Source organism: Caballeronia sp. 11_S32 (genome assembly GCF_056930355.1).
In genome coordinates, this window is record NZ_JBXOWH010000003.1 from 1,268,964 (window position 1) to 1,289,489 (window position 20,526).

A 20,526-nucleotide genomic window follows, 5' to 3' on the forward strand; every position below is an offset into this window, starting at 1 on the left:
GCCCGTTTTTGCGCCTTTCACCGCAATGCAGCGTTTACAATAGGCCACCGTTCCATGCGGCCTGTCCAAACGCGCGAGGCCGCAAAAAGCGACACAACGCGACACCGAATCAATGGCCAAAGCAACCTATTCCGCGAGCCCGCAGGCATTGCCGCACCGCATGTCGCGGCTCTTCACCGAGATTCGCTGGATTCTCCAGGTCGCGCTCGGACTGTTCCTCGTGATGGCGCTTCTCTCGTACAGCCGCAAGGATCCGAGCTGGACGCACGCCGTGAGCGTCGATCACATCGCGAACTGGGCGGGGCGCGTTGGCGCGTACACGTCCGATATCCTGCTGCTCATCTTCGGCCTGTCCTCGTACTGGCTGATCGTGCTGCTCGCGCGGCGCATCGTCGCGAACTACCGGCGGCTCGTTCAGCAGACCGCGCAGCCGCCCGTCGCCGATGAAGACGCGCCGAAGGACCGCACCTGGCTCGCCGAAGCGTTCGCCTTCGTCCTCGTGCTGCTCGCGAGCGACGGCATCGAGGCGCTGCGCATGTGGTCGCTCAAGGTGCAGTTGCCGCGCGCGCCGGGCGGCGTGGTCGGCGACGTGATCGCGCGGCATGTATCGCATGCGCTGGGCTTCACGGGCGCCACGCTCTTTCTGTTGATCGCGCTCGCGATCGGCTTGTCGATCTACTTCCGCTTCTCATGGCTGTCCGTGTGCGAAAAGGTCGGCGACGGCATTCTCAACGCGATCACCGGCGCGCAACTGCGCCGCGAAGCCGGGCGCGACCGCAAGCTCGGCGAAGCGGCCGCGGTCAAGCGCGAAGGCAAGGTGGTGCGCTCGCGCGAGAAGAGCGAGGATCACGAGCCGGTGATGATCGTGCCCGCGGCGCCCACGCCCGCGCGCTCCGAGCGCGCCGAGAAGGAAAAGCAGGTGCCGCTCTTCAAGGACCTGCCGGGCGATTCCACGCTGCCGCCGCTCGCGCTGCTCGATCCACCGCCGAAGACGCAGGAAACCATCGCCGCCGATACGCTCGAATACACGTCGCGTCTCATCGAGAAGAAGCTGAAGGATTTCGGCGTCGAGGTGAGCGTGGTCGCGGCTTATCCGGGGCCGGTCGTCACGCGCTATGAAATCGAGCCCGCGACGGGCGTGAAGGGCAGCCAGATCGTCGGTCTCGCGAAGGATCTCGCGCGCTCGCTGTCGCTCGTGTCGATTCGCGTCGTCGAGACGATTCCGGGCAAGAACTTCATGGCGCTCGAATTGCCGAACCAGCGCCGTCAGACCGTGAAGCTGTCCGAAATCCTCGGCTCCGAGGTCTACGCGAACGGCGCCTCGCCGCTCACGATGGGCCTCGGCAAGGACATCGGCGGCAATCCGGTCTGCGCCGATCTCGCGAAGATGCCGCACCTGCTCGTCGCGGGCACGACCGGCTCGGGCAAGTCCGTCGGCATCAACGCCATGATCCTCTCGTTGCTCTACAAGGCGAGCGCGGAACAGGTGCGCCTCATCCTCATCGATCCGAAGATGCTCGAAATGAGCGTCTACGAAGGCATTCCTCACCTGCTGTGCCCGGTCGTCACCGACATGCGGCAGGCGGGCCACGCGCTCAACTGGGCGGTGGCGGAGATGGAGCGCCGCTACAAGCTCATGAGCAAGATGGGCGTGCGCAATCTCGCGAGCTTCAACACGAAGATCGACGAAGCGAAGAAGCGCGACGAAAAGATTCCGAACCCGTTCAGCCTGACACCGGACGAGCCGGAGCCGCTCACGCGCCTGCCGAACATCGTCGTCGTGATCGACGAGCTCGCCGACCTGATGATGGTCGTCGGCAAGAAGGTGGAAGAGCTGATCGCGCGGATCGCGCAGAAGGCGCGTGCGGCGGGCATCCATTTGATTCTCGCGACGCAGCGTCCTTCGGTCGACGTGATCACCGGCCTCATCAAGGCGAACGTGCCGACGCGCATGGCGTTCCAGGTGTCGTCGAAGATCGATTCGCGCACGATTCTCGATCAGCAGGGCGCCGAGTCGCTGCTCGGCATGGGCGACATGCTGTATCTGCCGCCGGGCACGGGGCTGCCGGTGCGCGTGCACGGCGCGTTCGTGTCGGACGAGGAAGTGCACCGCGTGGTCGACAAGCTGAAGGAGCACGGCGAGCCGAACTATATCGAGGGCATTCTCGAAGGCGGTCTCGCGGGGGACGGCGACGAAGGCTCGGCGGGCGCGGGCGGGGCCGGCGGCGCCGATGGCGAAGCCGATCCTTTGTACGATCAGGCGGTCGAGGTCGTCATCAAGAACCGGCGCGCGTCGATCTCGCTCGTGCAGCGGCATTTGCGCATCGGCTATAACCGGGCGGCGCGCCTGCTCGAACAGATGGAGAACTCGGGGCTCGTCTCGGCGATGTCGTCGAACGGCAACCGCGAGATCCTCACGCCGGCGCGCGACGCGGAATGACGCGTCTCATCACGCGCGGCGGGCATTACATGGAGAACAACACAATGAAGCAATACACGGGGCGCACTGTGATCAAGGCAATCGGTGCGGCGATGTTTTCGGCGTCGATGCTCTTCGCATCGCACGCATTCGCGAGCGGCACGGAACAGTTGAAGGCGTTCGTGTCGCAGGTCCGCGCGGCGCGCGGCGACTTCACGCAGCAGGAAATCAAGGCGCCGGGCAAGGCGAACAACGGCGCGACGTCGACCACGGTGCCGACCAAGGGCGCCACGTCGAGCGGCACGTTCATGTTCGCGCGGCCGGGCAAGTTCATCTGGTCGTATCAGAAGCCGTACTCGCAGATCCTCCAGGCCGATGGCGACAAGCTCTACGTCTACGACAAGGATCTGAACCAGGTCACCGTGCGCACGCTCGGCGGCGCGCTCGGCGCGAGCCCGGCGGCTATCCTCTTCGGCAGCAACGATCTGGAAAAGAACTTCAATCTGCGCGATGCGGGCGAGAAGGGCGGCATCGACTGGCTCGAGCTCACGCCGAAGTCGAAGGACACGCAGTTCGAGACGGTCGGCATCGGCTTCAAGGACGGCAATCTGCAGGCCATGGAGCTGCACGACGTCTTCGGCAACGTCACGCTGCTCACGTTCTCGAACATCCAGAAGAACCCGCCGATCAAGAGCGATACGTTCAAGTTCACCGTGCCGAAGGGCGCGGACGTGATCAACGGTTGAGGCTTTGCTGCGCGGCTCCGTGCGGGCCGCGCAATCCCGCATCGATCAACGATAGCTCGTGACGAGCGTCACCTCCGTGCCGGACGGCGGAGCGTCGTCCTTCGCGCGCATCGACAGCGTGCCGCCCATCACGCCCACGTGATAGGTTCCGCCCGGACCGGGCTTCACGATGCGCCCCTTGCCGTCGGTGAAGCTGGCGGTCAGGGCGTCCGCGGTGCGCGCGTGGCCCGCGACCATGAGCGACACATCGGCATTGGTCGGACTGTATGGCACTGGAAGGAAGGTCACATAGGTCGTGCCGCCGCTCGTGCCCGCTATCTGAGTCTGCGCCGCCGTCGGGCCTTGCGCGCGCGCAGCGGGCCCGACGGACATCGCAAACGAAGGCGCCACCAGCGCGCCGATGAACGTAATGGTGCCACCCGTCGCCGGGGTAGCGCCTGCCGCGATCGAAAAACACGCGGTCGCGGCCATTACTGTGATTTTTCCAGCCAGTGCTGCTACTCTCAGGTTCGTTTTATTCATCTTTTCCCCCATAGAAAAGAAGGTCTTCTGTTTTATCGACGCTGTATATCCGGTACGGCAGGAGCGCACATCGGGCCGTCCGGGTAAGTGGTTGGTCTTATTCTTGAGATGTGCGCCGACAGATATGAGGAGAATTCGTATTGATGGGGCAATGCGAATTTGATATTAGAACTGTAAAAATAGATGTTATAAGCCTAAGAGCATTTTTATTGGCGATTAACTTGATTAATAGCAATTAAATCGAAATGCGCTCGCTGCGAATATCAGGCGTGCGCGGCTTGCATGTCCGCGATGAATGCCTCCACGATCTCGCGCTTCGCACCGCGCGCGGCATTTCCGCGCTCAGCGCGCGTGACCATCTGAAACGCGACGCGATAGCGCATCGACTTCGGGTTCAGCGGCGCGAGCAGACCTTCCTTCACATAGGGCGCGGCGAAATGCTCGGGCAGATAGCCGAGATGCCGTCCCGACAGCACGAGCATTGCGACGGCCTCCATGTTGTCCGCGACCGCGCCGATCTTGCGCGGCGTGAGTTCGCCCGCTTCGGGCAGCGGATAGCTGCGCCACGCCCAGTCGTGCTCGAACGCCTGCGCGGCGCCGACGCGTCCCGCCCGCGCGAACAACGGATGCTCGCGCCCGCAATACGCCAGTTGATCCTCCGCGAAAATCTCCGTGTATTCGAGCGACGGCACGCGATGCCAGAAGTACCCGATCGCCATCTGTATCCGCTCCGACAGCAGCATTTCCTCGAGCTCGCCCGGCGAGCGCACGAGCACCGCGAAGCGCACGGATTCGTCGCGCTGCCGGAAGCGCGCGATTGCCTGGCTGACGCGCGCGTTCGCGCTGACCGGCGTATTGCCGATCATTCCGAGCGTGAGCGTGCCGACGAGCTTCTTGCCGACGTTGCGCGCAGTCGAATCGAAAGTGTCGATGGCCGCGAGCAGCGTCCTGCACGCCTCGACGAACTGTTCGCCGCGCGAGGTCAGCGCGAAACCGCCGCGCCCGCGCTCGCACAGCCGATAGCCGAGCCGCGTTTCGAGCGTGGCGAGCTGCGTGCTGATGGTCGACTGACCGACATTGAGCGTCGCCTGTGCCGACGAGACGCCGCCCGCATCGACGATCGCGAGAAAGACGCGGATCAGGCGCAAATCGAGATCGGAGAGGTGAGTGAACATGGGTGCGCCGCCGATACATCGATGGATATCGATGTGAAGTTAATTTCGTCGCCATTTTAACTTCGCTCGGAAGCGGCTATTAATTGTCGGATGACAACTCGCATTCATCTGACGCCATGAATACATCCTCGCTTTTCGCGCCCGCCGAGCACTTCGACTCGCATTTCCTCGAACAGCGCGCCGAGCGCCCGCAGCCGCTCTCAGGCAACCAGATGCCGCGCTGCGGCGGCATCACGACGATGATGCGCCTGCCGCACGTCCAGTCGGCGGAAGGGCTGGATGCATGCTTCGTCGGCGTGCCGTTCGATCTCGGCACGTCGAACCGCACTGGCGCACGTTTCGGTCCGCGTCAGGTGCGCAGTGAGTCCGTGCTGCTGCGCCCCTACAACATGGCGACGCGCGCCGCGCCCTTCGATTCGCTGCGCGTGGCGGATATCGGCGATGTCGCGATCAATCCGTACAACCTGCTCGATTCGATCGACCGCATCGAGCGCGCGTATCGCGAGATCCTGAAGCACGGCTGCAAGCCGCTCACGATCGGCGGCGATCACACCATCGCGCTGCCGATCCTGCGCGCGATTCACGCGAAGCACGGCAAGGTCGGGCTGATTCATATCGATGCCCACGCCGACGTCAACGACACGATGTTCGGCGAGAAGATCGCCCACGGCACGCCGTTTCGCCGCGCGGTGGAAGAGGGCTTGCTCGATTGCTCGCGCGTCGTGCAGATCGGCCTGCGCGGAACGGGCTACGAGGCAGGCGATTTCGACTGGTGCCGCGAGCAGGGCTTTCGCGTCGTGCAGACGGAGGAGTGCTGGAACAAGTCGCTCGCGCCCTTGATGGAGGAAGTGCGCGCGCAGATGGGCGATGGCCCCGTCTACATCACGTTCGATATCGACGGCATCGATCCGGCGTTCGCGCCCGGCACGGGCACGCCGGAAATCGCGGGGCTCACCGTGCCGCAAGCGCTGGAAATCGTGCGCGGCGCGCGCGGGCTGAATATCGTCGGCGCGGATCTGGTGGAAGTGGCGCCGCCGTATGACCCGTTCGGCACGACCGCGCTGCTCGGCGCGAATCTCGCGTTCGAACTGCTGTGCGTGCTGCCGGGCGTGGAGTATCGCGCGGCGAAGTAACGCGGCAGTTCCGCGCGCTGACAGGGAAAAGCCGCCATCCGGCGGCTTTTCTTATTGAAAACGCCTGTCACGCGTAAGCGCGGCGCCTTCCCGACACGAGCAGCAAATAGCACACGGCGCCGAGCGCGAGCGCGGGCAGCGTCGCGCCGAGATTCGGCAGCCATTGATTGATCGCGTGATACGCGGCAATCCCGATGCCCCACGCGATGAATGCGCTCAGGTGCCAGCCGCCCGAATAACCGTAGCGGCCATCGGCAGACCCGAGCGCGGCCGTATCGATGCGGCGCTTTCTCACGATGAAGTGATCCGCGAGCACGACGCCGAAAAGCGGCGCGAAGACCGAGCCGATCAGGAGCAGGAAGTTCTGATACTTGCCCATCTCCACGACGAGCGCGACGAGCGTGCACAGCGCGCCGAACGCGCACGAGAGCATGGGCACGCTGGCGCGCGCCCAGAACGTGCCTGTCGATACGGCCGCTGAGTGGATATCGGCGAAGGCGTTGTCGGTTTCGTCGATCAGGATGAGAAAGAGCGCGAGGCCGCCGCCTGCCTGCGCGAACGCGGTGGTGAGCAAGGCGTCGCCGCCGCCCGCCGCGAGCCCGTAGATCGCGCCGAGCGCATAGAACCACAGATTCGCGATGCCGTAGCCTAGGAGCGTGCCGCGAAATGCGCCGCCGGGGCTCTTGCCGAAGCGCGTGTAATCGGCGATCAGCGGCAGCCATGACAGCGGCATCGCGACGACCAGATCGATGCCCGCGCCGAACGCCATTTCGCCGGTGCCGGGGCGCGCCATCAACGCGGAAAGATCATGCTTCGCGAGCAGATTCCACGTGAGCCAGCCCGCGCCGCCGAGCAGCAGCCAGATGCCCCAGGTCCGCAGGAAGCGCCGCACGAAGGAGAGCGGGCCGCTCACCGCGAGCAGCGTCGCGAGTGCGCCGAAGATGAGCGTCCAGACGAGCGGCATCGAGAAGTGGAACGACTGCTTCGCGAGGGCTTCGGCGGAGTCGCGCATCACAATGATTTCGAACGAGCCCCAGCCGACGAGCTGTATCGCATTGAGCACCGCGGGCACGGACGCGCCGCGCACGCCGAGCGTCGGGCGCAGCGACGACATCGCGGCAAGCCCCGTATCCGTGCCGACGACGCCCGCGAGCGCGAGCAGCACGACGCCGATCACCGTGCCGATGACGATCGCCGCGAGCGCATGCGGCAGCGACAGGCCCGGCACGAGCAGCGCGCCCGCCTGCGCGACCAGCAGGCCAATGCCGAGCGAGAACCACAGCGCGAAGGCGTCGCTCGTGCCGAAGGCGCGCCGCTCGGGCGGCACGGGCGTGAGCGGCGCGTAGGTGGCGCTGCTGTCGATTTCGCCGAGAGTGTCTTGCTGCATGGATTCGCGTCCCTATATTGTCTTGTCGAGCCTGCGCGGGCATGCCTGCGCGCACGGCTGTCATAATGCCCCGATTCTGCGGTCGAACTGCCCGCGTGACCACTCTGCCATTTGGCCGATGCACACGCGCGCCGGAAAAGGGCATGATTATCGCCGCCTTTGATTCACCCGCGCCAATCGAAGCCGATCGAGCCTGATCCGATTCCGATTGACGCCCACGCGCATCTCACTGCGCCCGACAAGCACATGTTCGAAGAAAACCGTGGCACCGTTCCGCTCGCGGAGCGCCTGCGCCCCCGCACCATCGACGACGTGATCGGCCAGAAGCATCTGCTCGGCCAAGCCAAGCCGCTGCGCGTCGCGTTCGAATCCGGCGAGGCGCATTCGATGATTCTCTGGGGCCCGCCCGGCGTCGGCAAGACCACGCTCGCGCGCCTCATGGCCGATGCGTTTCACGCGCAGTTCATCTCGCTTTCGGCGGTCCTGTCCGGCGTGAAGGATATCCGCGAGGCCGTGGAGACCGCGCAGATCCATCGCGCGAACGGGCATCAGACGCTCGTGTTCGTCGACGAGGTGCATCGCTTCAACAAGAGCCAGCAGGACGCGTTCTTGCCGCACGTCGAATCGGGGCTGTTCGTGTTCGTCGGCGCGACGACGGAGAATCCGTCGTTCGAGGTGAACAGCGCGTTGTTGTCGCGCGCGGCGGTGTACGTGCTGAAGAGCCTCGACACCGACGAGCTGAAGGAACTGCTCGAGCGCGCGACGAAGGAACTCGGCGGCCTCACGTTCACCGACGAAGCCCGCGACGCGCTGATCGGTTCCGCCGACGGCGATGGCCGCAAGCTGCTGAACAACCTCGAGATCGTCGCGCGCGCGGCGGCGCAGCAAAAGCAGACCGAAGTCGACGGCACGTTGCTCGGCAGCGCGCTCGCGGAGAACTTGCGGCGCTTCGACAAAGGCGGCGACGCGTTCTACGACCAGATCAGCGCGTTGCACAAATCCGTGCGCGGCAGCAATCCGGACGCGGCGCTCTACTGGTTCTGCCGCATGCTCGACGGCGGCGCCGATCCGCGTTACATGGCGCGGCGCATCGTGCGCATGGCATGGGAGGATATCGGTCTCGCCGATCCGCGCGCCGCGCGCATCGCGCTGGATGCAGCGGAAACCTACGAGCGGCTCGGTACGCCCGAAGGCGAGCTTGCGCTCGGCCAGGCGCTCGTCTATCTGGCGGTCGCGCCGAAATCGAACGCCGGCTACAACGCGTACAACGAGGCGCGGCGCTTCGTCGGCAAGGATCAGTCGCGCGGCGTGCCGGTGCATCTGCGCAACGCGCCGACCAAGCTGATGAAGGAGCTCGGCTACGGCCACGAATACCGCTACGCGCACGACGAGCCCGATGCCTACGCCGCCGGCGAAACCTATCTGCCCGACGGCATGCGCGAGCCGCACTGGTATCGGCCGACACCGCGCGGGCTCGAAGGCAAGATCGGCGAAAAGCTCGCGCGCCTCGCCGAACTCGACGAAGCTTGGCGGCGCGAGCATCGCGACGAAAAGAAGCGGTGAAATCCGCCGCCGTTCGTTTCGCGCGCGGGCCAACGGCGTTTCGTCATTCGGACCGCCGATTGCGCCGGCGCGCGATGACCGTGCGCTAAAATCGGCGTTTCCGATTACTTAACAAGCAGCCCCCGCCATGCTCGACATCCAACACCTCCGCAAAGACCTGGACGGCGTCGCGAAGCGCCTCGCCGATCGAGGCTACACGCTCGACGTCGCCGCCTTCGCCGCGCTCGAAGCCGAGCGCCGCGAGATCCAGACCCGCACCGAAGAACTGCAGGCGCGCCGCAACAGCCTGTCGAAACAGATCGGCGCGATGAAGGGCCGCGGCGAGGACACGTCGGCGGTGATGGCGGAAGTGGGCGGCATCGGCGACACGATGAAGGAATCGGCGGCGAAGCTGGAAGAGATCCAGAAGCGCCTGTCGGACCTGATGCTGACCGTGCCGAACCTGCCGCACGAAAGCGTGCCGGTCGGTAACGACGAAACGCAGAACGTCGAAGTGCGGCGCTGGGGCACGCCGCGTTCGTTCGACTTCGAGATCAAGGATCACGTCGATGTCGGCGCGCCGCTCGGCCTCGACTTCGAAACCGGAGCGAAGCTCTCGGGCGCGCGCTTCACGCTGCTGCGCGGTCAGATCGCGCGGCTGCATCGCGCGCTCGCGCAGTTCATGATCGACACGCACACGGAGCAGCACGGCTATACCGAGGCGTACACGCCGTATATCGTGAATCCGGAGATTCTCTACGGCACGGGCCAGCTGCCCAAGTTCGCCGACGACATGTTCCGCGTCGAGAAGGGCGGCGACGAGAACACGGTCACGCAATACCTCATTTCGACGTCGGAGATCTCGCTCACCAACACCGTGCGCGACGGCATCCTCGAAGCGAACGCGCTGCCGGTGAAGCTCACCGCGCATTCGCCGTGCTTCCGTTCGGAGGCGGGCTCGTATGGTCGCGATACGCGCGGCCTGATCCGTCAGCATCAGTTCGACAAGGTCGAGATGGTGCAGATCGTGGCGCCGGAGCATTCCTATGCCGCGCTGGACGAGATGGTCGGTCAGGCGGAGACCATCTTGCAGAAGCTGGAACTGCCGTATCGCGTGATCACGCTCTGCACGGGCGACATGGGCTTCTCCGCGGCGAAGACGTTCGATCTGGAAGTGTGGCTGCCTGCGCAGAACACGTATCGTGAGATTTCGAGCTGCTCGAATACCGAGGCGTTCCAGGCGCGCCGCATGCAGGCGCGCTTCCGCAATGCGCAGGGCAAGCCGGAGTTCGTGCACACGCTGAACGGCTCGGGGCTGGCGGTGGGACGCACGCTCGTCGCGGTGCTGGAGAACTTCCAGAACGCGGATGGCTCGGTGACGATTCCGGCGGTGCTGCGGCCGTATATGCGCGGTGTGGAAAGAATCGAAGTTCCTGCGTCGGCGTGACGTTTATTTTCAAAAAGGGGCTTGGAAAGGTCAGAAGACTTCGATATACTTTCGTTCTTCGTTGAGCAACGACCCGCTTAACGAAGGCCGATCAAAGCGGAGCGAAAGTAAAGCGCGATTGGTAGACGGAGAGGTGGCAGAGTGGTCGAATGTACCTGACTCGAAATCAGGCGTACGGTTTTCCCGTACCGTGGGTTCGAATCCCACCCTCTCCGCCAGAATACTGAAACCCCGCAAGTCGAAAGGCTTGCGGGGTTTTGCTTTTGGCCGGAACGTTGTTTGAAGCGGCGTCGCTACAAGGCGGCCGCCGCTCATATCTCGCTTACCTCAAGTCGTACACCGCGCAATGTCGAACCGCAGTTCCGGCTCCGGCACGCCGCCATCATCGCCCGACGACTGCTGCACCTTGACGATCGAGCCATAAGCCGAAGGCGTCAGCGTCACGAGCCAGGCATTCGACCCGACCATCAACTCTGTCGATCCTTGATCGCGTCTCGTCTGCGCGGACGGAATCATGCGTTGCAGACAGCTCGAAATGTCCGACGCGGCCCGCGCCGACGAAACATGAATCACAGGCTTGGACGCGCGCAACTCGGGACCGCTCGTCGAGCTGCATGCGGCGAGGGCGGCGACGCCCGTGAAGACAGCGCCAAGGTAGGCAAATCGATGTAAGTTCATATCGCTCCGGCAAGTTCGAAATCGCGCCACTAAAACACAAACACGCGCCCGTCACAAGGGCGCGCGACGAACGCGGCTCATCCGAAAACAACGCACCCGAAGCCTCGAAATGCAGCGCGCAAGCGCCTTTCCAAGAGGCGACCCTCGGCGGGAGTGCTATCATCGGGCCCATTGTCCTCGCGCGCCGTCCGCCTGAAGCATCGGCGAAAACACGCGCGCGGGCAGCACGCATCCGGCACGAACCCATTCGCATTGCTCAATGGCCATCACGCTCAAGACACCCGCCGACATCGAAAAGTTGCGCATCTCCGGCCGCATGGCCGCCGAAGTCCTCGCGATGATCGCCGAACATGTCCGCCCGGGCATCACTACCGACGAACTCGACGCCATCTGCAACCACTTCATCGTCAACGAGTTGAAGGCCATTCCCGCCAACGTCGGCTACATGGGCTTTCCGAAGACGGTCTGCACTTCGGTGAATCACGTCGTGTGCCACGGCATTCCGGGGCCGAAGGAATTGAAGGACGGCGACATCATCAACATCGATGTCGCGATCATCAAGGACGGCTACTACGGCGACACGAGCCGCATGTACTACGCCGGCACGCCGAGCGCACAAGCGCGCCGTCTCACCGAAACGACCTATGAAGCGATGCTCGCCGGCATGCGCGAAGTGCGCCCCGGCGCGACCCTCGGCGACGTCGGCGCGGCCATCCAGAGCGTCGCGCATCGCGAAGGCTTCTCCGTGGTGCGCGAATACTGCGGGCACGGCATCGGCCGCGTCTATCACGAAGATCCGCAAGTGCTGCACTATGGTCAGCGCGGCGCGGGCCTGCGCCTGAAGCCGGGCCTCGTCTTCACGATCGAGCCGATGGTCAACGCCGGCCGCGCGGCCACGCAGCAATCGCGCGACGGCTGGACCGTGACGACGAAGGACCGCTCGCTCTCGGCGCAATGGGAGCACATGGTCGCCGTGACCGATGACGGCTTCGAATTGCTCACGCCGTGGCCCGACGGCACCGGCGCTTATGAAGCGCCGTGAGCATCGCGGCGCGAACCCGTGTGCGCTGTAAAGCACTTTCCGGGATTTAGGAATTGACGGGTTCGCCCGTTCGGTTGAAGCTATGCCAGTGGCCCGCGCGCCGGACCGGCCGACAGAGCCGCACGCGCATGGAGCCTGAAAGTGAGAGAGAAATAGTCTGCATGAGCGCCCGCATGAGTCCCTCATTGACCGTCAGCCGCATCGCCGCGCAACAAGGTTCGGTGTTGCGCGAGCTTCGCACGGCATCGCTGCGCGAAGCACCGTACGCATTCGGCGAGACGCTGGAAGATGCGTTGCTCGTCGAGCCGTCGTGTTTTGACGAAACCGCGGCCCTGCACTCGAGCTCGCCGCGGCTCGCGACTTTTCTGCTCTACACCGAAGGACATCCCTGCGGTCTCGTTCATGCATACGTCGAAGAGTCGCCGGCCGCGCGCGCATTCGTGAGCGCGCTGTGGGTCGCGCCGGCCGTGCGGCATCTGCGCGGCGGCGAGCTGCTCGTGAATGTCGCATCGCAATGGCTCGCCGCGCAGGGCGCCGCCGAGGTGCATGCGTGGATCTCCGAGGAGAACCGCACCGCGATGCGCTTCTATGAGCGTCTCGGTTTCGGCCCCACCGGCGAGCGCCGCGCGATGCCGTCTCACGAGGAAGAAGCCGAGGCGCTCTTCGTGCTTCATATGGACGCCGAGCATCCCGCCTGACGCGCGTCAGGCGCGTTCTGTCGTCGCTTATCGCGCGTGCCATGCGCACCGCGCGGCGCGCGTTGCCCATTTCCGATCGCTGAAATCGGTCTCAAAAATTATGGCCGTGTGCGGCAACGCCTGTAAAATACGCAAAATTTTTGGCCGTTCTTATGTCGCTCAACAAAACGCCCTTTTTCGAACTGCGCAGCGGCTCCGTCGACACGCTTCTCTTCGTCGTCAAGACTCCCGACCTCGATGCCTTGCGCACGGAACTCACGCGGCGCTTCGAAGCGACTCCCGAATTCTTCGCCAATGATGTCGTCGCCATCGACGTGCGCCGTCTCGCCGATTCCGCGAAGGGTGGCGAAGGTGAGCGCGTATCGCTCGCTGAACTCGAGACCTTGCTGAAGAGCGTGCGCATGCGCCCGATCGGCATCGTCGCGCTGCCTGCGCAGACGTGGGCGATCCAATGGGCGAACGAAGGCGGCCTGCCGATTCTCGAAGCGCGTGACCGGCGCGGCGCGCCGAAGCCCTCGGCCGACGAAGCGAAGCCGAACACCGAAGCCGCCGCGGTCATCGAAGCGGCCGTCGCGAAGGAGCCCGCGCCCGCGGTGCTGCCGCAGCCAGCGACCATCATCGATCGTCCGCTGCGTTCGGGCCAGCAGGTCTACGCGAAGGGCGATCTCATCGTGCTCGGACTCGTGTCGTACGGGGCCGAGGTGATCGCCGAAGGCAATATCCATATCTATGCGCCACTGCGGGGCCGCGCGCTCGCGGGCGTGCATGGCAATCTCGACGCGCGCATCTTCTGCACCTGTCTCGAGCCGGAACTCATTTCCATCGCGGGCATCTATCGGACGACCGAGAACCCGCTGCCCGCCGATGTCGCGAGCAAGCCGGTGCAGATCTGGCTGCAAGAAGAAAAACTCATGATCGAACCGCTGCGTCTGACCTGACGGGTTGTATCGACTCGCGCGCCCGATGCCCCTGGCGCGCGCCCGAAAGCAACGCGAGCGGACCTATTGACGAACACAAGGTACTTGTATGGCAAAAATCATTGTGGTGACTTCGGGGAAGGGCGGCGTCGGCAAGACGACCACCAGCGCGAGCTTCGCATCGGCGCTCGCATTGCGCGGCCACAAAACGGCCGTGATCGACTTCGACGTCGGTCTGCGCAATCTCGACCTCATCATGGGTTGCGAACGCCGCGTGGTGTACGACCTGATCAACGTCATTCAGGGTGAAGCGAACCTGCATCAGGCGCTCATCAAGGACAAGAAGTGCGAGAACCTCTACATCCTGCCGGCATCGCAGACGCGCGATAAAGACGCGCTCACGCTGGAAGGCGTCGAGAAGGTCATCGACGAGCTGGTCAAGATGGACTTCGAGTACATCGTCTGCGATTCGCCCGCGGGTATCGAGTCCGGTGCGCTGATGGCGATGCACTTCGCCGACGAAGCGCTCATCGTGACGAATCCGGAAGTGTCGTCGGTGCGCGACTCGGACCGCATTCTCGGCATCCTGTCGTCGAAGACCAAGCGCGCGAAGGAAGGCAAGGAGCCGGTCAAGGAGCATCTGCTCATCACGCGCTACAACCCGAAGCGCGTGAGCGAGGGCGAAATGCTGTCGCTCTCCGACATTCAGGAAATCCTGCGTATCGAGCTGATCGGCGTGATTCCGGAATCGGAAGCGGTGCTGCATGCATCGAATCAGGGTTTGCCGGCCGTGCACCTGGACGGCACGGATGTCGCCGAATCGTACAAGGACGTGGTGTCGCGCTTCCTGGGAGAAGAGAAGACGCTGCGCTTCACCGATTATCAAAAGCCTGGTCTGCTGCAACGCATCTTCGGCACCAAGTAAGGGGACGCAATGTCGATTCTTTCGTTTTTGCTGGGCGAGAAAAGAAAGTCCGCTACGGTCGCGAAGGAACGCTTGCAGTTGATCATTGCGCACGAGCGCGCGGGTGGCAGAGCCGCCGCCGATTATCTGCCGGCGTTGCAACGGGAACTCGTTGCCGTGATTTCGAAGTACGTGAAGATTTCCGATGACGATATTCGCGTGAGCCTCGAGCGTCAGGACGACCTCGAAGTGCTGGAAGTGAAGATCGAGATTCCGCAGGCATGATGCTGCGTGCGGCGCGCGGGTGCGCGTCGCGTTATCGCAAGAAATGCCAAAGGCCAGGATCAGGCGATCCTGGCCTTTTTGCTTATTGCGACAACGTTTGCGCTTCAGTCTTCGCCGGTTTCCGTGTGCGCAGTCGGCGAGCGACAGTTCACAGACACGTCACCACAAAACGTTGCGGATACGACCTCTTGGCTCTGCCGTGCGTGTCATCGCCTGCGCGTGCTTGTGCATTGAAAAAAGCAAGCGGGCATTCTCCTCCGTGAAGCCTTCATCCGCGCGTCATGCGCGTTCGATGTCTTCAGACATGAGGTCGGTTTTCCGTGGGCAGTAGCGCTACGTTCCGGGTCACTGGATCTGATTCGCTGACGCCGCGCAAGGCTTCGTCGCGCGTGCATCTTCATCGTGATGACGAACGTAAGCTGATGCGCAGGCCAGAAAAAAGAACAGGCGCGAGGCTTTCGCCAGGCGCCCAAGAAACGCTCCCGCAATAAGCAGGAGCGGAGAGGAGAAGGGTGCCAGTCGTTCAGTTCGGAGGAACTCAACGAACGGCATTACCTGCTCAGAGCAGGTGCGCCCGCGAAAGTTCAATCAATTCGCAATTTCTTTGCGGACGCGGCGTGCGATACCCGCGTCGATGGGTTCAGGCGGTCAGCACTTCGAACGCGATTACCGCCAGGATCGCGCCGATATTCGCGATGACCGCTTCGCAAACCACGCCGCGCCATGTCGCCGGGCGGAACTTCACCGCGAGAAGCAGCGCCGTCAATAGCGCGATGGTGACCATTGCGACGAGATGCGAACTCTCCAGATGAAAGTGCATGGCGGCCTCCCTTTTTCTGTCGTGCACAACTTTTCGCGCGTTGGTTCATTGAACTCATTTCCAGTATAGGCAGCGACATATTTGCGGGAAAGCGGACAAAAAAGTCATTTTCCCGCCAGCTTGCCGACTGCCATCGAGTGTTAATTTAAATACTGGCTGATTCAGGGAATTTTCTTTCCCGCGTCAGTACAAACCCCGTATGCGCGCCAAGCCAGTCCGGCGGCGCGCCGAACCGCATGTTCGTGGAGCATTCGCCCAGATGACTTCCCCGACGACACGTTCTCTCGAAGTCGATTTCTTTCGGGGAATCGTGCTGCTGATTATCGCGGTGGACCATATAACGGGAAGCGTGCTGTCCCGCTTTACGCTGCATCAATACGCGTTTTGTGATTCCGCCGAAGTATTCGTGTTTCTCGGAGGTTATGCGTCGGCGGCGGCTTATACGGCGCTTGCGACTCGCCGTAGCGATTCATCCGCCCGCCGACGCTTTTTCAAACGCAGCTGGGAAATCTATCGCGCGTACCTGTTGACGGCGTTTCTGATGCTGATCGGCGGCGGACTGCTGATGGCGCTGAAGGTCGACACACCGATGGTCCAGTACACCGAGTGGCCGACCTTTCTCGTGCGGCCGGCGGGCCTTATCGCCGATATCGCGTTGCTGCGTCAGCAGCCGTATCTCTCGGCCGTGCTGCCGATGTACTCCGTGTTCGCGCTCGCCGTGCCCGTGATCGTGCCGCTCGCGCAGAGAAAACCCGTCGTCGCGATCTTCGGCAGCCTGCTCGTGTGGCTCGCGGCCATGCCGCTCTTGCGCTTCCTGCCCGGCACCTACGGCGAAGCGTGGTCGTTCAACCCGTTCGCCTGGCAGCTGATGTTCATGACCGGCGTGCTCGCGCGGGTCCAGCCGATCAGCGGCGAATTCCATGCGGGCAAGCTCGCGCGCTGGCTGACTGCAGGGGCGATCGCGATCGCGCTGACCTTCGCGTTCTTCAAGCTTTTCCTCGAGACGCAGGCGCCGCCGGGATACATGAAGCAGAACCTCGCGACGCTGCGCATCGTGAGCTTCGGGGCGATTGCGTGGATCGTCGCGCGCGGGGTCCACGCGGGCTGGGTCGGCAAGCTGGCGCGCAAGCTGCCGGGCATCGTGACGATCGGGCAGCAAGGGCTCGTGTGCTTCATCGCGGGTACGTGCGTGTCGCTCGTGCTCGATTCGGCGCTGCGCGCGATGGGCGTGCTCGGCCTCGGGCGCTATCCGTCGCACTGGATTCTCGGGCTCATCGCCGATGGCATCGCGATCGTCAGCCTGCTCTGGCTCGCGCGCTTCTGGGCCGATCGCAAGGCGGCGAAGGCGGCGCGCGCGAAGGAGATCGAGCGGCCGACGCCGCGCATTCCGGTTATCGAGGGCAGGCCGGTGCCCGCCCACGCCGCCAGCCGGCGCGATCGCTGAGCGCGCCGGCCGGTCTCCATTTCACTTCAGCGTGATGTTGCGCGTCTCACGCATGCACAACACGGCGACGAGGCTCACCGCCGCCGCCGCCGATACATACCCGCCCACCCACGACAGCCCGCCGCGATTGGCGAGCAGTTGCGCGATGTACGGCGCCACCGACGCGCCCAGAATCCCGCCGAGGTTGTACGCGACGCCCGCGCCCGTGTAGCGCACGTTGGTCGGGAAGAGCTCGGGCAGGAGCGCGCCCATCGGAGCGAAGGTGACGCCCATCAGGAAGAGCTCGATCGTGAGGAAGAGCGCGACCTGGATCGTGTCGCCGCTGCCGAGGAGCGGGGCCATCGCGAAGCCGGAGAGGATCGCGAGAACGCAGCCGACGATCAGCACTGGCTTGCGGCCGAAGCGGTCGCTGGCAATCGCGGAGATCGGCGTGGCAATCGCCATGAAGAGCACGGCGAAGCACAGCAGGCCGAGGAACGTCTCGCGCGCGAAATGCAGCTTGGCGACGCCATACGACAGCGAGAACACCGTCGAGATGTAGAAGAGCGTGTAGCAGACGACCATCGCAAACGCGCCGAGCAGCGTCGGCACCAGATGGCTGCCGAGCAGCGTCGCGACCGGCACCTTGACGCGCTCGTCACGCTCGACGGCGGCGCGAAACGCCGGCGTCTCCGCGATTTTCAGGCGCACGTAGAGACCGAGCGCGACCAGCACCGCGCTCACGATGAACGGCACGCGCCAGCCCCAGCTGCGGAACTGCTCGTCCGACAGCGAAAGCGCGAGACCGAAGAAGAGCCCGTTCGACGCGAGAAAGCCGATCGACGGCCCGAGCTGCGGGAACATGCCGAAGAGCCCGCGCTTGCCCTGCGGCGCGTATTCGGTGGCGAGCAGCGCCGCGCCGCCCCATTCGCCGCCGAGTCCGATGCCTTGCCCGAAGCGCAGGATGCACAGAAGGATCGGCGCGAGGCTGCCGATGGAATCGTAGCCGGGCACGAAGCCGATCAGCGTCGTCGAGACGCCCATCACCAGAAGCGATGCGACGAGCGTCGACTTGCGTCCGATGCGGTCGCCGAAGTGCCCGAACAGGAACGAGCCGATCGGCCGCGCGAAGAACGCAATGCCGAACGTGACGAACGCGGAGAGCGCCTGCGCGGCGGGCGAGTCGTGCGGAAAGAACACGGGACCGATGACGAGCGCGGCGGCGGTCGCATAGACATAGAAGTCGTAGAACTCGATGGCGGTGCCGATGAAGCTCGCGAAAATGACGCGAGAAGCGCTTTGGGACCCGTCGCCGGGCTTTGCGGCGGAAAGCGAGGATGAGGACATGCTGTCTCCGTTGTCGTGTTGCGGTGTTGCGAAGCATTGTCGCGCGCATCGCCGGGCGAGGGCGATCGATCGAAGTGACGAGCGATGTCATCGCTCGATGCGCGTCAGGTTTTTGTAGGGATTGCGATGCGATGGCACGAAAGCCAGGGTTTGACGGCGTGCGCGAGTGGCGCGCGATGTCGCGGCGCAGTTGGGCTGCGCTCAGGCGCTTCGCGCGACGTGCGGGGTGAGCACGAGGCGAAGGCCGCGCCGGAAGCGGGTCCGGCAGGGGTGCCAAAAATTATAACGAGCGTGCGCGGTGAGCGCCAATCAATCGATGGTCGTCGCCTGTGGCGAGTGCGAGGTTTGCAGTTGGAACTGACCGTTGTCGTTGAACATCCAGCCTTCGAAGAGCTCGAGCTGGCCATTGCCGTTCAGAAGCCGCGCGGGCGGCGCGGGCAGCGGCGCAGCGCGGCGCAGCGATGCGAGTGCGGTGGCTTCGGCTTCGTCGTCGCCATTGGTGCGATACACCGACGAGTCGACGACTCGCCCGCCGCGGTCCACGGTGAATGACACGAGCACGAAGGAGCGCAGCATCGCTTGCGGCGTGCCCTTCAGCACGAGCGATGGATTGCGCTCGAAGATGCGCTGCGCGATGCGCGCCTTGTATTCGTCGAGCGTTAAAGCGGGGATGGCCTGCGGGGCGTTGCGTGCAGCCACGACGCTCGGCGGCGGTGTGATCGTGCAGGCGGTCGTCGCGAGCGCGCCGATCACCGCAATGAGGAGAGAGCAGGATCGTGGCGCGAACATCGCAGGCATGACAGAGAGAGCGTTACTTTAATAGTAGTCGCTTCCAACGTCGGGGGCAGGAAATAAACGTGCGCCAGCGCGCGCTCGGGCGCGGGATTTGCTGACGATGCTTTCATTCCAAAGCACCGAGGGAGGAAGTCATGAGCAGCGAGACGAATCGGCCGGAAGGGCAGCCCGTGGAACACAGCGACAACGAAAAGAGCAAGCTGCCCGAGCGCGATGACGAAAACCGCAAGCAAGGCCCGAACGACAGGCCCGGCAAGCAATCGGGCGAGGGCGAGGCGCCGGTCGGCTGAGCCGCGCGCGACGTGTGCGGCATCGGCGCGGCGGTGCTAAGGTAGTGAGGGGATGTCCCCGGTTTTCGGGAGGATGCCATGTCACGCAAGAACGAACCTGCACAGTCGGGCGCGCCCGCACGGCAACAGCAACCGGCTTCCAGCGCGCATTCGAAGGGCGAAGCGAAACCTGCGGCGCCGAAGCAGGATGCGGCGAAGGCGGAGCCGGTTCCGCATGTTCGGCCGCCTGTCAGATCCGACGATAACTGAAACGAAGGGCGGCGCCGATGCGCGCCGCTCCTGGCTTCGAGGTCAGTCGGTATAGGGCTTGACGAGTTCGGCGCAGTGTATCGGCGCGGTCGATCGAACCGTGCCGGTTTCCGCCGCGCGCGTTTCCACGCAGCGATAGACGCTATTGGTTTTCTGAAGGACGTAGGTGTCTTCGGGAAGCCCTGAGCTGCGCGCGGCGACGCTCGTCACCGCGACGATTCCATAGCCGTTCTGGATCAGATCGAAGAGAGTTGCCTCGGTCGCGCGCCATTGCGCGTTGGGCTGAGGCTGGGCATGTGCCGACAGGCTTGCGGCGGCGATGCAGCCGACGAGGATGGGCAGGATGCGGCCTGGCTTCATGGGCGGTTCTCCGCGTTGTTATCGATGAGGCGGTTAGATGCCGTTGCGGCCGCCGTGTTCACACCGATTGCTTTTGAAGCGCGCGGTTGTTGGATTCAGGTGACGGGAAAAAACGGCCTCGCGCTATGCGAGGCCGAAATCCAACCTTACCCATTGAAGGCCTCCTTAAATCGAGAATGGGGAAACTCGGAAAGGAGGCAGGGGGAAGATACGTGGCTGCGGGCGCGTCGGATATGCGGTTTGTCTGAAATTCGCGGAAGGGCGATCATAGGTTGGGTGGCGGCTTCTCTAATCTGTAAGGATATCGAAGCGAGCGGTGGGGCGGTCGTGCGAGTGCTTGCTCCGCA

Annotated in this window: 20 protein-coding genes and 1 tRNA gene; 13 read left to right on the plus strand and 8 right to left on the minus strand. The window is 64.0% G+C overall.

From position 1 onward, the window contains the following. Window positions 1-112: 112 nt before the first annotated feature. Window positions 113-2,440 carry a DNA translocase FtsK gene (locus tag AC1Z32_RS17485; protein WP_483479811.1) on the plus strand — a complete coding sequence of 776 codons (2,328 nt, stop codon included), beginning with the start codon at window positions 113-115 and terminating at the stop codon, window positions 2,438-2,440. Between the two features lie 44 nt (window positions 2,441-2,484). Continuing rightward, the gene (gene lolA / locus AC1Z32_RS17490) at window positions 2,485-3,165 is read left to right on the plus strand and encodes an outer membrane lipoprotein chaperone LolA (RefSeq protein WP_483481666.1); all 681 of its coding nucleotides are present in this window, start codon (window positions 2,485-2,487) and stop codon (window positions 3,163-3,165) included. Between the two features lie 45 nt (window positions 3,166-3,210). Here lolA and AC1Z32_RS17495 read toward each other — a convergent pair whose 3' ends face one another. Beyond that, window positions 3,211-3,636: a hypothetical protein gene (locus AC1Z32_RS17495; RefSeq protein ID WP_483479812.1), complete on the minus strand. Its 426-nt coding sequence runs from the start codon at window positions 3,634-3,636 to the stop codon at window positions 3,211-3,213. A gap of 314 nt (window positions 3,637-3,950) precedes the next feature. Then, complete coding sequence (locus AC1Z32_RS17500; protein ID WP_483479813.1) at window positions 3,951-4,862, minus strand: LysR family transcriptional regulator; 912 nt, start codon at window positions 4,860-4,862, stop codon at window positions 3,951-3,953. A gap of 116 nt (window positions 4,863-4,978) precedes the next feature. Here AC1Z32_RS17500 and speB point away from each other — a divergent pair, with 116 nt between their 5' ends. Further along, complete coding sequence (speB, locus tag AC1Z32_RS17505; RefSeq protein WP_483479814.1) at window positions 4,979-5,995, plus strand: agmatinase; 1,017 nt, start codon at window positions 4,979-4,981, stop codon at window positions 5,993-5,995. Window positions 5,996-6,062: 67 nt separating this feature from the next. On the opposite strand, the gene cytX is transcribed toward speB, so the two are convergent. Next, window positions 6,063-7,382 (minus strand): putative hydroxymethylpyrimidine transporter CytX, encoded by a 1,320-nt coding sequence (cytX, locus tag AC1Z32_RS17510; RefSeq protein ID WP_483479815.1) that lies wholly within the window; start codon window positions 7,380-7,382, stop codon window positions 6,063-6,065. A 246-nt stretch (window positions 7,383-7,628) separates the two neighbouring features. Here cytX and AC1Z32_RS17515 point away from each other — a divergent pair, with 246 nt between their 5' ends. The 3 genes from AC1Z32_RS17515 (at window position 7,629) to AC1Z32_RS17525 (ending at window position 10,589) form a co-directional block, all read left to right on the plus strand. Continuing rightward, window positions 7,629-8,945 (plus strand): replication-associated recombination protein A, encoded by a 1,317-nt coding sequence (locus AC1Z32_RS17515; RefSeq protein WP_483479816.1) that lies wholly within the window; start codon window positions 7,629-7,631, stop codon window positions 8,943-8,945. 127 nt (window positions 8,946-9,072) lie between these two features. Further along, window positions 9,073-10,371: a serine--tRNA ligase gene (serS, locus tag AC1Z32_RS17520; protein ID WP_483479817.1), complete on the plus strand. Its 1,299-nt coding sequence runs from the start codon at window positions 9,073-9,075 to the stop codon at window positions 10,369-10,371. 127 nt (window positions 10,372-10,498) lie between these two features. Further along, a tRNA-Ser gene (locus AC1Z32_RS17525) sits at window positions 10,499-10,589 on the plus strand. A 109-nt stretch (window positions 10,590-10,698) separates the two neighbouring features. Here AC1Z32_RS17525 and AC1Z32_RS17530 read toward each other — a convergent pair. After that, on the minus strand, window positions 10,699-11,049 hold the full coding sequence (locus AC1Z32_RS17530; RefSeq protein WP_483479818.1) for a hypothetical protein: 351 nt from the start codon (window positions 11,047-11,049) through the stop codon (window positions 10,699-10,701). Between the two features lie 259 nt (window positions 11,050-11,308). Here AC1Z32_RS17530 and map point away from each other — a divergent pair, with 259 nt between their 5' ends. From map to minE, 5 genes are all read left to right on the plus strand, one after another. Further along, on the plus strand, window positions 11,309-12,091 hold the full coding sequence (gene map, locus AC1Z32_RS17535; RefSeq protein WP_483479819.1) for a type I methionyl aminopeptidase: 783 nt from the start codon (window positions 11,309-11,311) through the stop codon (window positions 12,089-12,091). Window positions 12,092-12,264: 173 nt separating this feature from the next. Further along, window positions 12,265-12,789 carry a GNAT family N-acetyltransferase gene (locus tag AC1Z32_RS17540; RefSeq protein ID WP_483479820.1) on the plus strand — a complete coding sequence of 175 codons (525 nt, stop codon included), beginning with the start codon at window positions 12,265-12,267 and terminating at the stop codon, window positions 12,787-12,789. 152 nt (window positions 12,790-12,941) lie between these two features. Then, the gene (minC, locus tag AC1Z32_RS17545) at window positions 12,942-13,727 is read left to right on the plus strand and encodes a septum site-determining protein MinC (protein ID WP_483479821.1); all 786 of its coding nucleotides are present in this window, start codon (window positions 12,942-12,944) and stop codon (window positions 13,725-13,727) included. An 88-nt stretch (window positions 13,728-13,815) separates the two neighbouring features. Then, window positions 13,816-14,631, plus strand: coding sequence for a septum site-determining protein MinD (gene minD / locus AC1Z32_RS17550; protein ID WP_062602505.1), 816 nt, complete (start codon window positions 13,816-13,818; stop codon window positions 14,629-14,631). 9 nt (window positions 14,632-14,640) lie between these two features. Further along, the gene (gene minE / locus AC1Z32_RS17555; protein WP_483479822.1) at window positions 14,641-14,895 is read left to right on the plus strand and encodes a cell division topological specificity factor MinE; all 255 of its coding nucleotides are present in this window, start codon (window positions 14,641-14,643) and stop codon (window positions 14,893-14,895) included. Between the two features lie 640 nt (window positions 14,896-15,535). Here minE and AC1Z32_RS17560 read toward each other — a convergent pair. Next, entirely contained in the window at window positions 15,536-15,715 is a 180-nt protein-coding gene (locus AC1Z32_RS17560; protein WP_483479823.1) for a hypothetical protein, read from the minus strand. 259 nt (window positions 15,716-15,974) lie between these two features. On the opposite strand from AC1Z32_RS17560, the gene AC1Z32_RS17565 reads away from it, so the two are divergent. Next, window positions 15,975-17,159 (plus strand): OpgC domain-containing protein, encoded by a 1,185-nt coding sequence (locus AC1Z32_RS17565; protein WP_483479824.1) that lies wholly within the window; start codon window positions 15,975-15,977, stop codon window positions 17,157-17,159. Window positions 17,160-17,180: 21 nt separating this feature from the next. Here the strand turns inward: AC1Z32_RS17565 and AC1Z32_RS17570 are convergent, their stop codons facing one another. Both AC1Z32_RS17570 and AC1Z32_RS17575 read right to left on the minus strand, forming a co-directional pair. Beyond that, on the minus strand, window positions 17,181-18,485 hold the full coding sequence (locus tag AC1Z32_RS17570) for an MFS transporter (protein WP_483479825.1): 1,305 nt from the start codon (window positions 18,483-18,485) through the stop codon (window positions 17,181-17,183). Between the two features lie 309 nt (window positions 18,486-18,794). Then, the gene (locus AC1Z32_RS17575; protein ID WP_483479826.1) at window positions 18,795-19,283 is read right to left on the minus strand and encodes a TonB family protein; all 489 of its coding nucleotides are present in this window, start codon (window positions 19,281-19,283) and stop codon (window positions 18,795-18,797) included. A gap of 131 nt (window positions 19,284-19,414) precedes the next feature. Between AC1Z32_RS17575 and AC1Z32_RS17580 the strand changes: the two genes are divergently transcribed. Then, a complete protein-coding gene (locus AC1Z32_RS17580) occupies window positions 19,415-19,570 on the plus strand; it encodes a hypothetical protein (protein ID WP_483479827.1) in 156 nt (51 codons plus the stop codon). 291 nt (window positions 19,571-19,861) lie between these two features. Here AC1Z32_RS17580 and AC1Z32_RS17585 read toward each other — a convergent pair whose 3' ends face one another. Then, window positions 19,862-20,179 carry a hypothetical protein gene (locus AC1Z32_RS17585; RefSeq protein ID WP_483479828.1) on the minus strand — a complete coding sequence of 106 codons (318 nt, stop codon included), beginning with the start codon at window positions 20,177-20,179 and terminating at the stop codon, window positions 19,862-19,864. Between the last annotated feature and the right edge of the window lie 347 nt (window positions 20,180-20,526).